The 13,766-nt window shown below is 63.1% G+C and carries 15 protein-coding genes, 1 tRNA gene and 1 pseudogene; 4 read left to right on the top strand and 13 right to left on the bottom strand.

Annotated elements, in window-relative coordinates; genetic code table 11:
* Nucleotides 1-101 precede the first annotated feature (101 nt).
* The 3 genes from BM197_RS16070 to BM197_RS05470 are packed head-to-tail and all read left to right on the top strand — an operon-like array spanning nucleotide 102 to nucleotide 1,506.
* Nucleotides 102-317 (top strand): hypothetical protein, encoded by a 216-nt coding sequence (locus tag BM197_RS16070; protein WP_143095001.1) that lies wholly within the window; start codon nucleotides 102-104, stop codon nucleotides 315-317.
* On the top strand, nucleotides 314-898 hold the full coding sequence (locus BM197_RS05475) for a DUF6286 domain-containing protein (RefSeq protein WP_090709541.1): 585 nt from the start codon (nucleotides 314-316) through the stop codon (nucleotides 896-898). The genes BM197_RS16070 and BM197_RS05475 overlap by 4 nt, the downstream gene beginning before the upstream one ends.
* Nucleotides 895-1,506 (top strand): hypothetical protein, encoded by a 612-nt coding sequence (locus BM197_RS05470; RefSeq protein ID WP_090709539.1) that lies wholly within the window; start codon nucleotides 895-897, stop codon nucleotides 1,504-1,506. Before BM197_RS05475 ends, BM197_RS05470 begins: the two co-directional genes overlap by 4 nt.
* A gap of 399 nt (nucleotides 1,507-1,905) precedes the next feature.
* Here BM197_RS05470 and BM197_RS16065 read toward each other — a convergent pair whose 3' ends face one another.
* Nucleotides 1,906-2,208 (bottom strand): hypothetical protein, encoded by a 303-nt coding sequence (locus BM197_RS16065; protein WP_143095000.1) that lies wholly within the window; start codon nucleotides 2,206-2,208, stop codon nucleotides 1,906-1,908.
* On the opposite strand from BM197_RS16065, the pseudogene BM197_RS05465 reads away from it, so the two are divergent.
* Nucleotides 2,189-3,195 (top strand): annotated as a pseudogene (locus BM197_RS05465) (LLM class flavin-dependent oxidoreductase). The gene BM197_RS16065 and the pseudogene BM197_RS05465 sit on opposite strands and share 20 nt — an antisense overlap.
* A 745-nt stretch (nucleotides 3,196-3,940) precedes the next feature.
* Here BM197_RS05465 and BM197_RS05460 read toward each other — a convergent pair.
* The 12 genes from BM197_RS05460 to proB form a co-directional block, all read right to left on the bottom strand.
* Nucleotides 3,941-4,927 (bottom strand): Abi family protein, encoded by a 987-nt coding sequence (locus BM197_RS05460; RefSeq protein ID WP_177216729.1) that lies wholly within the window; start codon nucleotides 4,925-4,927, stop codon nucleotides 3,941-3,943.
* A gap of 300 nt (nucleotides 4,928-5,227) precedes the next feature.
* Nucleotides 5,228-6,394: an XRE family transcriptional regulator gene (locus tag BM197_RS05455; protein ID WP_090709537.1), complete on the bottom strand. Its 1,167-nt coding sequence runs from the start codon at nucleotides 6,392-6,394 to the stop codon at nucleotides 5,228-5,230.
* The gene (locus BM197_RS05450) at nucleotides 6,391-6,969 is read right to left on the bottom strand and encodes a hypothetical protein (protein WP_143094999.1); all 579 of its coding nucleotides are present in this window, start codon (nucleotides 6,967-6,969) and stop codon (nucleotides 6,391-6,393) included. Before BM197_RS05450 ends, BM197_RS05455 begins: the two co-directional genes overlap by 4 nt.
* A gap of 391 nt (nucleotides 6,970-7,360) precedes the next feature.
* On the bottom strand, nucleotides 7,361-8,596 hold the full coding sequence (locus BM197_RS05445; RefSeq protein WP_090709532.1) for a tyrosine-type recombinase/integrase: 1,236 nt from the start codon (nucleotides 8,594-8,596) through the stop codon (nucleotides 7,361-7,363).
* 42 nt (nucleotides 8,597-8,638) lie between these two features.
* Entirely contained in the window at nucleotides 8,639-8,869 is a 231-nt protein-coding gene (locus BM197_RS05440; RefSeq protein ID WP_090709530.1) for a helix-turn-helix transcriptional regulator, read from the bottom strand.
* Nucleotides 8,870-9,042: 173 nt separating this feature from the next.
* Nucleotides 9,043-9,118: transfer RNA gene (locus tag BM197_RS05435), tRNA-Ala, on the bottom strand.
* A 93-nt stretch (nucleotides 9,119-9,211) separates the two neighbouring features.
* Complete coding sequence (rsfS, locus tag BM197_RS05430; RefSeq protein ID WP_090709528.1) at nucleotides 9,212-9,589, bottom strand: ribosome silencing factor; 378 nt, start codon at nucleotides 9,587-9,589, stop codon at nucleotides 9,212-9,214.
* A gap of 22 nt (nucleotides 9,590-9,611) precedes the next feature.
* Nucleotides 9,612-10,784 carry a hypothetical protein gene (locus tag BM197_RS05425; protein WP_090709527.1) on the bottom strand — a complete coding sequence of 391 codons (1,173 nt, stop codon included), beginning with the start codon at nucleotides 10,782-10,784 and terminating at the stop codon, nucleotides 9,612-9,614.
* A complete protein-coding gene (nadD, locus tag BM197_RS05420) occupies nucleotides 10,781-11,380 on the bottom strand; it encodes a nicotinate-nucleotide adenylyltransferase (protein ID WP_090709526.1) in 600 nt (199 codons plus the stop codon). The genes BM197_RS05425 and nadD overlap by 4 nt, the downstream gene beginning before the upstream one ends.
* 6 nt (nucleotides 11,381-11,386) lie before the next feature.
* Nucleotides 11,387-11,590, bottom strand: coding sequence for a hypothetical protein (locus BM197_RS05415; protein ID WP_090709524.1), 204 nt, complete (start codon nucleotides 11,588-11,590; stop codon nucleotides 11,387-11,389).
* A gap of 51 nt (nucleotides 11,591-11,641) precedes the next feature.
* Entirely contained in the window at nucleotides 11,642-12,931 is a 1,290-nt protein-coding gene (locus BM197_RS05410; protein WP_090709705.1) for a glutamate-5-semialdehyde dehydrogenase, read from the bottom strand.
* 46 nt (nucleotides 12,932-12,977) lie between these two features.
* Nucleotides 12,978-13,766, bottom strand: a complete 789-nt coding sequence (gene proB, locus BM197_RS05405; RefSeq protein ID WP_090709523.1) for a glutamate 5-kinase — start codon at nucleotides 13,764-13,766, stop codon at nucleotides 12,978-12,980.

Below are 13,766 nucleotides of genomic sequence, written 5' to 3'. Positions count from 1 at the left end.
GCGCGCTGAGCCGCGTCATTTCCGCAGTCGCCGCCGAGGGCCTCGGCGTTCGGACGGAAACCGTCCGCGTGGAACTTCATGACGAAGGAGGTGCGCTTGCTGTGAGCGTCAGCACCAGCGTTCCGGTGACGGAGCTGCGCAAGTCAGGGGGCACCGGCCGCTTGCTCGAGCGGTCGGGCGGGTCGCTCCTGGACCGTTCCGAGCGCGCCCAGCAGTTGCTTCGCAATCGCGTGGCAGCTCTGACCGGTTCCACCCTCGGCAACATCACGATCCGATTCACCGGCGCCACGATGCGGCCCGAGGCTCGCGTCAGATGAGCAGCCGACGGTCCACCTACCAGCGTATCCGTCGCCGCGAGACCCGCTCTCCCCGATCGGTCGCCGCCATCATCCTGGCGATCGTCTTGATATCGACGTTCGCCTGGCTGGCCGTAGAGATCGTCCTCGGTATGCTCAACCGGCCGCCCATCCTGGTGGCGCCCAGCGTGATGGCGACAGCGCTCGTCGAGATCACCTCGCTGCCTGCCGCGAGTCTCGTCGGTGGCGGTCTGGTGATCGCGCTGACCGGCTGGGCCTTCATCGCTCTTGCAGTGACTCCTGGCCGCCGGGGGCGACACATCCTGGAGTCAACGCACACGGTCATCCTTGTCGATGACGACGTCATCGCCTCGGCGCTCGCCCGGCACGCCGCTTCCGCGGCCGGCATCGGCCTCGACCAAGTACGCGTCACCGTGTCTCGGAAGCGTGTCGAAGTCCGGCTTACGCCGACGTCGGGGATTCTCCTCGACCGGACTGCCGTGCTCAACGTCGTGACCGACGAACTCGACTCCTACCAACTCCAGCCCACGTTGGAACCACCCCGTCTGTCCATCGCCCGTGAGGGGAAGGTAGGTGCGTGAACAGTACGAATCGCTTCGCGAATCGCCTCCTGCTTCTGCTCGTGGGCCTGACCGCGGTCGTGCTTGGTGCGGCAGCCATCGGACTGGCCACCTCCCCAGCCCTCGCCGAAGGGTGGGACGAGATCGCGCCGGGTGTTCTCACGGGGATCGAGACCTTGCTCCAGGGGACAACCGCCACGCAGTCCTCGCCGAATTGGTTCCCTGCCGGCGCCGTTGCCGTTCTCCTCCTCGGGATCGTCCTCCTCGCCATATTCATCCTCCGGCAAGGCCGCGGACGCACGAATCGTCTCATCGTGAACGATGCCGTCAAGGGCGGGACGACGATCATCGATGCGGCAGTCGCCGCCGACATCCTCAACGAGGTGCTGTCTCGGCAACCCGGGCTCGTTGCCTCCCATGTCTCCGCATATAAGGTTCACCGCACACCGATACTCTCCATCCAGGTGACCTGCCGACGGGGCGCGTCGCCGCAGATCGTCGGCGACATCGTCGACAGTTCACTCAACGACCTCGAAATCTTTGCCGGCACCGAGATCCCCGCAGTTGTGCAAATTCGCGGGGGCTTCCGTACGCGCCACACAGCCCCCGACATCTCGATACCGGCGTAGGTATCCTTCGAAAATGTGGACCTGGGCTGGGGGCCTCGGAGGGCGAGCGAAATTCGACCTCCCATCCAAGGCGGCCCGGCCGGTCGCCCCCCGATCGGAGTGCCATGCTCGCCCGTCAGCTCGGATCCTGGTCCGCCGCCCCGACTACCGCGATCGATGCCGTTCTCTGGTGGAGTGCTGGAACATTCTGAAGGAAGCTGCCCCGTGTGATGCGTAGTAGCAACGTAATGCGCGGCACAACATCGTGGTCGCGCTCTGTCGGCAGAAATGGGGCATTTCGTCGTCCGGTGTCTACTTCACCTTGTTGGCGGCGAGGGTCTCTTTCGTGTCGACGATGTAGAGGTCACCGGCCTCCGTGCCGGCCATCTTGAGCGCTCCGGCGGAGAACCCACCGGACGACTAAGCGTCCTTGTCACAAGCGGACACGAGGTAGCGGACGTTCTGCGCGACTGGGGTGCCGTCAAGGTCGTCGTGAGGGGTGTCAGGCATCACCTCGCGGTTGGTGATGCAGCCGAAAATGCCCTGGCCCAGCGGGGTAGGCTTGCCTGTCTTCGCGGTACAGCTCAGTGGAATCCAGGACGTTTGTCCGCGTTGTGCCGGGGTATGGATCAGCGGTATCTGGCCGATTGTCCATAGACCCCGAACCACTCGGCGCAGCCGCTCGACGAAAGACCGGTAGATCTTGACTGTTCCGCTTTCCATTCTTGACCTGGCGACCATCGGACCCGGGCAGACCGCCGCGGAGAGTTTTGCCGGCAGCGTGGCCATGGCGCGCCGGGCAGAGGAACTGGGCTACCGCCGGATTTGGTATGCCGAGCACCACAACATGTCTTCGATCGCTTCGTCGGCGACCAGCGTGCTGATCGCGCATGTCGCAGCTCACACCGAGACCATCCGTCTGGGTGCTGGCGGTGTAATGCTTCCCAATCATTCGCCGCTGACCATCGCCGAACAGTTCGGGACCCTGGAGACCCTGCACCCCGGGCGGATGATCTCGGCCTGGGGCGTGCGCCCGGCAGTGACCAGAACACCATGCGGGCGCTGCGCCGTGACCCGAGTTCTTCGGACAGTTTCCCTCAGGACGTCCTTGAACTGCAGGGTTACCTGACCGGTCCGACCCGGATTCCCGGTGTGGAGGCGATCCCGGGCAAGGGCACCGACGTTCCGTTGTACATTCTGGGGTCATCGCTGTTCGGTGCGAAGCTCGCCGCCGCTCTTGGCCTGCCATATGCCTTCGCCTCACATTTTGCACCCAACGCGCTGCACGACGCGGTCGCCGTGTACCGACGGGAGTTCGAACCCTCCGCCCAGCTCGAGAAACCGCATGTCATGGTCGGCGTGAATGTCGTGGCGGCCGCCACCGACGGCGAGGCCCAGGACATGTTCCGGGCGACGTTGCGTGAACGGGTGGTCCTGATGCTGGGCAGGGGTCGGACGTTCACCGATGACGAGGCGGATCTCATCCTGGAGTCCCCTCAAGGCCAGCAGATCGCCCAGATGATGAAGTACTCGGCTGTTGGCACCCCTGACGCGGTCGTCGATTACCTGACGAGGTTCACAGCGCATTCCGGTGCGGACGAACTGATCGTGGCACACCAGAGTCCCGGAGTGGCAGGGCAGCTGCGTTCGGTAGAACTGCTGGCGGAGGCGGCGGGCTTGGTAGGGGCGACGCCGGCCCGAACGCTTTAGAACTGGCTCCGTGATTGTTGGTCGGAAGACGTGTACGCAAAGTCCCGGCAGATCGGCAGATCTTCCGGGGCTTTCGAGCGAGCGCTCGGGGTGCCTCGCTGCTTCAGGACACGGTTCCAGGTTCCGACGGGGTTTCGCCTGCGTATCTTCAGGCATTGCCCGTTCAGCGTTCGGCGACCCGCGATCTCGAGATCGCCGATACCTTTCTGATGTCTAGTTTCGCCTTGTAAACGAGCATTCCATTGGCGTTCTCCTCGATGTAGCAGGGAGTCGTCTTGATCGCGATGTTTACAAACGATTCTTGGACCAGTTGAGATGCCACATGCGTCATTGATGATGATCGACGACGTCCCAGTCTGACCGTCATCGTCGTGGGATTCGTAGTCGCGACGGATACCGACCGCGTCGGTGCACGTGTTGGTGGTCGTCTCGGTTCGGGGTGTTCTTTCCGTCCGAACTCCACCCCGTGTACGAAGACGTCTCCGAGTCAGAAGTGCCGCGGTACTGCTCGTCGTAGTTGTCGACCATGCCCGCGAGCAACGTGGTTTCATCCATGCCAACCAGCCTCCCCAGCCGACGCGGCACTTGGTGCGCCGCGAATGACTGAGGATGATCGTCTCGTGGATATCACTCTGACGAGACGCTCCCCAACACTGAGATCTCATGGCCTCTTGGGTCTCACAAGGCAAGTCTCGTATGGATCATCTCGGTAAGGCCGTTCTCGAGACTAAGCGAGTGCCCGGCTCTACTTCGTCCAGAGGTTGAGCGACTCCCAGTTCTCGGGGACACCCATCGATTGTATCGTCAAGGCGTGCGACGCCGGGAATTCTCGTAATAGCTCGCCGAGGCGATTGGCCCACACCGGCTCCGCTTCGATCGACTGCAAGAGGTATGCGATGACCGCCAGAGCGTTATAGGTTCCAAAATCCTGCTTGGGTGCATCGGGCGCTCGGAGGTGGTCGAGCACTGGCACGGTCCCTACCGTTGGTCGCGACGGCGCATTCTGGAGTTTCCGGTTGAAGAGCCGGGCGTGGTGTGCTGCGACGTTCCGTACATAGTTCAAGCTGGCGAGCCAGCTGGTCATTAGCTTCTTCTTCGAGACGCCAAAGGCGTCAGCAAGCTCCTCCGCGTCCTTCTGGAGCATCCCGCGAAAGAGAGTGGAGAGATGCCCCATCTCGAGCAGCTCAGTGAGCGCCCAGATCGGCATGCGGTCCTCGTACTTCGTGCGGAAGTGCCCGACGAACATTTCGTCAGAGTTGTCCCGCCGGTCCTTGACTCGCTTCAGCCACTCCACGTGCTTACTGGAGTGCGGGTCCCGGCTGTCGGTACCCGGTCGAGTGAAAGAGTCATCGAAGCACGCGGGGTCTTCGTGAGCGAACGCCGAAGACCTCCCGAGGACATAGCCGGCTCGCATGCGCACGGCGACCTCTATGCGCTCCACACCCTCCAGTACCAGGATGCGCAGTTGTCGGTCGAAGTCGATGATGGACTCCGCATGATGCAAGGCGGTGCCCGGCCGGTACTTGTTCAGAATTCTGAATTGCGGTTGGCCTTCATCGTCCACGCACTCGTCCGACTGAAGAAACGGGTAGAGGTAGCCCGTAACACGGTAGTAGCCGATCGACTTGAGCAATGCTGCGGCTCGGCCGGGGTCCTCGACCTCGAGTCCTCGATCGATCAGCCGATCAACCTGCTGATCGAGCGACAGCCACTTCTTCGTGTACTCCACCATGTGCTCTTCCTAAAAGAAAATCAGCCCGCGCCTTGCGGCAACGGGCTGATCGTGATCTCCCAAATGTAGCACGGCGAGCAGACATCTACTGGACAGGCGGGGCCGTGCGCACCCTGTAGTACACACCATCGAGCACTCCAGTTCTCGCTACTTCGATGACGCCTTCGGTGTCGATGCAGAGTATCAGTGGTGGCCACCGAGTCATGGGCGGACGATCCTCCACCGGAAAAGGCACTCGAGCATCGACTGTCCCGTTGAGGGTTCCCGCCGAGCGTTCCCGACCCGACCAGCCGAATGTGCCTACCGAACCAAGCGTAATTTTGGCCGCGCGTCCTTGATCCCAGTGAGTCGGCGCACGTGTTTGGGCGTGACATGCAGTTCGCGGGCGATCTGCGAGATCGGGATGCCTACTTCGTCTAGTACGTCCAGGGCGTTCTTGAGCAGTTCGGGTTGTTCACCCGGGAAATCCTCCACCGGTCGCGGTCGAATGGTTCCGTCCTTTGTCAGCGAGTTGAGGGTGACGTACGCCCGGCGCGCCGTGGCCTCCGAAATGAGTTCGAGCTCCTTTGAGCGGAAGACAAGTGACTTGATCGACGCTCCCCAACGAAGGCTGAGCTCCTCGAGCTTTCCAAGGTTGAACCGTGTCGGCAACTCGGTTTTGATGACGTCCCGCGGCGTCAAAAACTCTGCTGCAAAAGCATCCGCTTCCCGCTCAAGTTCCGCGTTCGACCCCGGGCGCCAACGGTGTAACACAATGTGGCCCAGTTCGTGTGCGGCCGAGAACCGGTGACGCATCACATCGTCTGCTTTGTCAGGCGTAAGAACGATAATCGGCCGAGGAAGTGAACTCGTCGAGAAAGCGTCGATGTGGCTTTTTTCGTCCGAGTTTTCATCCTCCTTCATCGAGAAGAACACAGTGAGGATGCCGTGCTGCTCAAGTTCATAAACAAGGAACTTGATCGGCTCGACGCCAAGCCCCCAGTGATTCCGGATGTGGCGAGCGGCCGTGATGGGATCGGGGCGCCCTGCCATCTCAGGTTCATCTGCCATCGCCCACTGGGGGAGATTCAGCTCCGGGAACTCAACACTTCGCTCCAGATGACTGCTGAGTTCCCATACCTGCTCGACGTATGAAACGGCCTGCTGCTGCTGCGCCACGGACGTCGCTCGCAATCTGCGAAAGGAAGCTTGAGCGACGTCTAGCCGTGCGCGGGGCCGTCCGAGCGCAAAGAAATTCGGGGGGACGTTGAGTGCCTTGGACAGGGAGATCAAGGTGTCAACGCGCGGCGTCGCCTCTCCGCGTTCATACTGGCCGATCGCCGCAGCTGAAACCCCAACCGCCCGATGCAGATCAGTCTTCGTTAGTCGGCTCAGTTGGCGGGCCTGGATCAGCCGCGACGGGTCGAAGACCCTCGCGATTTCTAGCAGTGATGTCCGGTCGAAGTCGGAGTACACGGCGTCAATCATTGAGTATCAGGATCCTTCGGGGTGGTGCGAAGCTTGGCTGCGGTACGCGGACGAGTGCCGTCTGCAAACGTTCTTGAGCTGACAGTAGTTGCCGGCTGTGTTGCGGAGGTCTCAGCCTCCACGACGTAACTGAGACTTTCCGGCGAAGTAAATTCGAGGTAATGCGTGCCGGACAGTTTGGCTGGTGCCAAGTAGATCGAGCCGACTCCCGCGGGAGTGCAGCTGTAGTAAGCGACCAGGAGCGCCTTGCGCTCGTCGATGCGGTTCTGGTGTGCGAGAGCCTCGCTAATGCTCGCAGGGTCGTCTGCGGTCGATAAGTGGGGATCGTCGAACAGTGCGGGCTCATCGAATTTCGTCGTGCTCGAAGCCCGAAACATCTCCTGACGCTGTTCGGGCATATACGCCACACGCACGCGATGGTAGTTTCGAGGCATTTTTGGCCCGATGCGCAGCGGATATAAATGGACATTGCCGATGGCGATCAGCTTTCTGCGACTTCCCTCCACTTCGACCTCTCGAAACCCGGACACTTCACTCAGCAATTGAACGAGCTCCTTGTAAACACCCCGGGACATGCCGGCTCCATATACGTACCTGTCGCCATCCTTGTCGTCGTACGCCGTGTGGGCGTTCGCGCTGCGAGTTTGGCTCAGATGAATGCCGAGCGGAATGGCGTGCCTAACAGCGGAAAGGCCTTCGTCTGTGAACTCGCCGTGCCAAGGTCTCGCAGGGTGCTGCCTCATATTGCCTCCGCTTTCGAGTAGGACAACAACGTACCACAGAACTTTAGTTTCCGACGTGGTTCGATCAAAAAGCTGGCGGTGCGGCCCCGCGTCAGCGCGCATGGCTTGTTATCAACTCGAAAAATGGGGGTGCCGAAGACCATTTCTGACCTGTCACGTTAGAGGTTTCCCTAGAGGGTTCCCGACCCCATGCCACTCCCCTGCGGTCAAGCGCACCGCACGCTCACAAGCTTGCCTCTCGGCGACCCCAGCGCTCCTTGTCAACCTTCAAAACGGGTGCAGACTGTTTCGGGGCGCCCTGAAGGTGTCCGAGGACTCCCGAGGTGTCCGGCGCGTCGATCGCGCGCTTGGCGTAGTACTGCTCGGTGACACGGGAGCGCTTGTGGCCGGCGAACCGTGCTGCTGCTTCCAGGCCAAGTGCATTGGAGACTGTGGTGACGGCCGACTTTCGCAGGGCGTGTGGGACAAGCTCGTCGCCGATGTCGGCCCAAGCGCGGACGCTTTGAAGCGCGCGATGGACGTCCTGGGTGCCGTTGGGAGCCCCCGTGCTGGTGTGGAAAACGAACTCGTTGCCGCCGCTAGTGAGCTTTCGGCGCCGCAACATTGGAAGTAGTTCCGGTGGGATGCTAATGCGCCGCCACCCGGACTCGTTTTTGAGGTAGTTCTCCCAGTGTTTGGGTTGGCCTTTCGAGTCGACGACCTTGCCTGCGATCGTGATGGTTGGTTTGGGCGAGTCCATGTCGACGTATTCCCATTTGAGGCCGACGGCTTCGCCGACCCGTGCACCGGTCGCGAGGATCAAGTCGACGACGTCGCCGAGAAGGTCGGAGGGCCTCGGCCCCATTCTGTCCGTACGGCATTGGTAGTCCCGGATGATGCCACGCAGTTCTTCGAGCTCCATCGGGTCGGGGGCGTAAATGGGCTTGGGCTGTTGCTTGACTCGCTTCACCTCACGGGCGGGGTTAGCAACCATCAAGTCGTTCATCACGGCGTACGAACAGATCTGGCTGACGAGCGCTTTCACGTTCCTGGCCGTACTTGGGGTCTCCTTATGGATCGCCTTATACACCCGGAGCACCGTGCTGGACTTGATCTCGCGGATCGCGAGCGCACCCATGTGAGGCGCTATCTTCTTCTCGACGAGCCTGCGGTTTTCATGGCGGGTCGTGTCTCGCTGATCCCCAGTGAACTCGACATGGTCCATGAACTCGCGGGCCAGCGCCAGAAACGAGGAGTCGGGCGTGAGTTCGTCGATCCGGCCGAGCGGGGCCTGCTTCTGCTCCTCCACGGACGACAGCAGCGAACGTCGTGCCGCCGCGGTGGAGTTCGCCCGAACGCGAATCTTGCCATATCCGCCGTCGATCCGGCGGTAGCGCAGCGTGCCACGGACGCGGCCGTCGGGCAGGTTTTGGAACGTGATCTCGCCGTGTGAGCCCGGCTCTATCTTGCGTCGTGCCATCGGATCGTCCTCAGTCCGAGGAGCGCGGCACAGCCGACCGGGTCACCGTCGGTCGGTTCTGGACTTCAGCCAGGCCTCGACGTTTGCTCGGCTGTAGCGCAAGTGCTTGCCGAGTTTGGTCGCTTTCGGGCCGGTGCCCTCGAGACGCCAGTGGTAGATCGTCTCTTTGGACAGCTGCAGATACTCCGCGAGCTCGTCGACGGTGATATAGTCCCCGAGGCTTTCGATGAAGCGCGCGGGCGGATAGGTGGTCGGAACGGATGATGTGCTCATACTCCTTATGAGTGCGGCACAAACCCTGGTTCTTCGCTGTCCGGCGTGATCCGGTGTGGATCGCTGTGGATCGCGGGGCGATTTCAAAAAGGCCCCAAAAAGGCCCCAAAGGGCCTTTGAGGCTCTTTTCTAACGAAAAGAACCCCTGAGAACTTAGCGTTCATCAGGGGTTTTGGTGGATCTGAGGGGATTCGAACCCCTGACCCCCTGCATGCCATGCAGGTGCGCTACCAGCTGCGCCACAGACCCATTCGGTTGCTCTGATCTCTCGGAGCAACCTGTTTAGATTACTACAAAATTGGCTCGGTCACGAATCGAGGCATCGACCGGCGAGCCGCGACTCTATTCCGTCGGGGCGGAAGCCGCCACCGCGATGGGAACGACAGGGCAGTCCTTCCACAAGCGCTCGAGCGAGTAGTACAGCCGCTCCTCCTCGTGGAAGACGTGCACGACGAGATCACCGAAGTCGAGGAGAATCCAACGACCCTCTGAACGGCCCTCGCGACGGAGGGTCTTGTGCCCGGCTTCGATCATCTTGTCTTCGATCTCGCCCGCGACGGCGACGACGTTGCGCTCGCTGCGTCCCGTGGCGATGAGGAAGATGTCGACGAACGGAAGCGGTTCCGAGACGTCGAGTGCCACCAGGTCGTCAGCACCTTTGTCGAGTGCGGCTGCGGCAGCGATCTCGAGCTGCTCGATTGTGGATTCGCGTGCTGTCACGTGGGGGTTACCTTTCGGGTGGTTATTGCGACTGGAATGCGCCGGCCGCAATACCGACGATGATGACCGACAACACTGCCACGGCGAGGACGCCGGCGGTGATGGCCAGGATGAGGAGCAGCCTGTTGCTGCGTGCGGGCGCCGGCGGCGTAATCACGTCGCGGGTCGCCGTGTGCGTGCTGACAGCCTTGCTCGCTGAGACCGGAGTCCCGGCCGTCGCTGGCCGCGCTTCGTCTTCAGCATCGAACATGGCATCGATGTCGGACCGATCGAAATGCGGGTGCGCGCCGGTCGAGCCGATGCCCGAGGACAGGTCGATGGATCCGGTGATGACGACGTTGCCGTTGGCTGAGAGCGGCCCTGTCAGCGGATGCCCGTTCGGCATCGACGGCAGGATGATGGAGCTCGTGTTGACGCCGCTGCCGGCCTCCTCGAGGCCTCGCGCGATGATCTGGTCGAATGGCTGGTCCACCGTCGCGGGCTTGCTGGGTTCGCCAGACAAGACGGCCTGGCCGAAGCTGCTGGACACCTTCGGCGCCGCATCGCGGTTCGCCGCCTGGGCGGTGGCGGCCGGGCCGAATGCCGACTCGGCCGGGGCGGTCCGAGATTCCGTAACCGAAGGCTCAGAATCGACGTCAATGTCGGCCGGGACGATTTCCGCATCCACCACTTCGGCCTCGGCAGCCGGGGCGGGCGCGGAAGACGGCACAAACGAGGGCAGTCGGTTCGAAGCGGGAGCCGCGGAGCGCTTGGGCTTCTTCGACGCCTGCTTCGACGGTGCCGCAGGCTTGGCGTCCTCGACGACGACCGCGGGCTCAACGTCAGCGGGCTCGACGGCAGCGGGCTTGAGATCAGCCTCGACATCCTTCGAGTCGGACGTTCCAGCATCCGGAGTCGTGGACTTCTGCGGCTTGATGACCTTTAGAGACGCCGTCCGCACGCGCTCGAGATCGCGCGCCTGCCGACGTGTGAGCGGGCGACCCGCTGCCTCAGCCTCTTCCAGCTCGGCCACCTCTTCGGTGGAGAGCTCGGGCTCCGGCGCTGTAATCACCTCGGGGATGTCTCCGCCGGCGACGGAAGACGTCGACACGCGTCGTGAGCGCGGCTCAATAGGGGTACTGCTGGTCTCGGTCGTTCGCTGCTGCTCTCGCAGCTGGCGACGAGAGAGTGGTTGCTCGTCGGGCAGCGGGGTCATGCATTACTCCGATATAGGTGGTGTTTGGTGATGTACTGAACGACACCGTCGGGAACCAAATACCAGACCGGGAATCCCCGGCTCACCCGGCTCCGACAGTCAGTGGAGGAAATCGCCAGGGCCGGAACTTCCAACAAGCTTACGTCCTGCTGTGGCAATCCCGAAATGTTGAGCGCGTGTCCCGGCCGACTCACAGCCACAAAATGGGCGAGCGACCAGAGTTCGGCGGCGTCTTTCCAGCTCAGAATCTGCTGGATCGCGTCCGCCCCTGAGATGAAGAAGAGCTCGGCGTCGGGGCGCGCTTCGTGCAGGTCGCGCAACGTGTCAATTGTGTACGTCGTTCCTTCGCGGTCGACGTCGACCCGGCTCACCGTGAACCGCGGGTTGGATGCCGTCGCCACCACGGTCATCAGGTACCGATGCTCCGCGGGGGTGACCACGTTCTTGTGCCACGGCCGGCCGGTTGGCACAAAAATGACCTCATCGAGGTCGAACGACTGTGCTACTTCGCTTGCTGCCACAAGGTGGCCGTTGTGGATGGGATCGAATGTTCCGCCCATCACCCCGATCCGAGGCGGACGTGGCAGGTCTGCCATTGCCGGCTAGTGGCCGGTTCCCTGGTTTGACCCGGTGCGTTCCCGAGCCGCGACACGACCGCCGTGGCGGTTGGAAACATCGCGGTAGCTGAAGGTTGCGACGCCCAGAAACGAGAAGACAACGAGCGCGAGCACGCCGTACATGATGGCAGGCATCGGCAGTTCCGCGTGATGCGCTGCTTCGGCGATCAGGGTTGTCGCAAACGACATGTGTACTCCATTCGATTCTCTGCGCGCGTCGGCGCAGAACCAGTCTACCGACTAAGCGCGCACCTGACCGGTACCCCGGACGGTCCACTTTGTGCTGGTCAGCTCGGTAACCCCCATCGGGCCCCTCGCGTGCAGCTTCTGCGTGGAGATACCGACCTCGGCGCCGAAACCGAACTCGCCGCCGTCGGTGAACCGCGTGGACGCATTGACCATGACAACAGCGGAGTCCACCTCGGCGAGGAACCGCTCAGCTGCGGCGACGTCTTCGGTCAGGATCGATTCGGTGTGCCCGGTCGAATACCGGCGGATGTGGTCGAGTGCCTCGTCGAGATCGTCAACCACCCGCACCGAGATGTCGAGGCTCATGTGCTCCGTCGCCCAGTCCTCATCGACAGCGGGGACGGTACCGGGGAACAGCGCGGCTACCGCCTCGTCGGCGTGAATGGTGACTCCGGATGCCGCCAGCCGGTCCAGCACTGACGGCAGGAGCCGCTCGGCCGCATCCCGGTGCACGAGCACCGTTTCGACGGCGTTGCAGACGCTGGGCCGCTGGACCTTCGCGTTGTGGACGATCTCGGTGGCCCAGTCGAGCCGGGCAGACTCGTCGAGGTAGATGTGGACGACGCCCGCGCCGGTCTCGATCACCGGGACCCTGGACTCGGTGACAACCGCTTGGATAAGGGACGCACTCCCCCGCGGCACGAGCACGTCGACGAGACCACGGGCCTGCATGAGCTGGGTGGCCCCTTCGCGGCCGAAGTCGTCGACCGTCTGCACAGCATCCTCCGGGAGACCGGCTGATGTGAGGGCATCCCGGATCACCCGGACGAGCTCACGGTTGGTGTTCTCAGCGGCTGTACCGCCGCGGAGGACGACAGCGTTGCCGCTCTTCAGCGCCAGCGCTGCGATGTCGATCGTCACGTTGGGCCGCGCTTCGTAGATTGCACCGACGACGCCGAACGGCACCCGCACCTGGTCGATTTTCACACCGTTGGGCAGGCGGGATCCGCGAAGCGTTTGGCCAACCGGGTCGGTGAGGGCGGCGATCTCCCGCACGGCGGAAGCGAGCGCTGAGACCCGACTCTCATCCAGGCGCAGGCGGTCGAGTAGCCCGGCGGCGAGCCCGGCGCGTTCGCCGTTTTCAAGGTCGGTTGCGTTGGCCGCGAGAATGCGCGCAGTCGCGTCGACGACCTGGACGGCGAGGGCTTCGAGTGCGCGGTTCTTGACGTCGCCGTTCGCTGTCGCGAGGGCGCGGGACGCGACCCGTGCGCGCTTCAGCCGGTCGTGCACACCGTCTGCCGGATTCGCCCGCTGAGCGTTCACCGGAGCGGAGTTCGTCATTGTGGTCATACTGCGATTTTAGCCAGTGCGCCGGACCCCGTTGGACTCAGCGACGCGGGGACGGCTCGAACCAGGTCCCGATGTCGTCGCCGTTGAGCGCCCGGGCGACCTGGGCGGTGGAGGTGATCAGCACGCCCGCCCCGGACTCCGCCGCGAGGCGTGCCGCCGAAACTTTCGTTGACGCTCCCCCGGTGCCGACGCCGGCTGCTCCGATGTCGCCGAACGTCACTCCGCTGAGTGCGTCACCGACCGGAACAGTGGCGATGAGCTCGGCCCCTGGCTCGGACGGCGGCCGGGTGTACAGCGCGTCGACGTCGCTGAGGAGCACAAGAGCGTCTGCCTCGACGAGGATCGACACGAGGGCGGCGAGCCTGTCGTTGTCGCCGAACCGGATCTCGTGGGTGGCGACGGTGTCGTTCTCGTTGACGATCGGCAGAATGCGCAGGGCGAGCAACCGCTCCATTGCGCGCTGGGCGTTGCTTCGGTGCGAGTCGATCTCGAGGTCGCCCGCCGTGAGGAGCACCTGCCCTGCGACGATGTCGTAGCGGTCGAGGCTGTCCTGGTAGCGGTAGATGAGCACGTTCTGGCCGACGGCCGCAGCCGCCTGCTGGGTGGCGAGGTCGGTGGGCCGCGACGTCAGCTCGAGGAACGGCATCCCGATCGCGATCGCTCCCGAGGAGACGAGGATGATCTCGGTGCCGCGGCCGTGGGCCTCAGCGAGGGCGTCGACGAGGTGGGTGATCTGACCGGCGTTCTTTCCACTGATCGATGAGGAACCCACCTTGACGACGACACGGCGTGCTGAACGGATGCCGTCGCGGCTGGTTAACGCCAT

The sequence above is a fragment of the Mycetocola miduiensis genome, from assembly GCF_900115155.1.
GTDB lineage: Bacteria > Actinomycetota > Actinomycetes > Actinomycetales > Microbacteriaceae > Mycetocola_A > Mycetocola_A miduiensis.
Note: the sequence above shows the minus strand (reverse complement) of the source record. Positions and strands in the feature narration are given on the sequence as shown.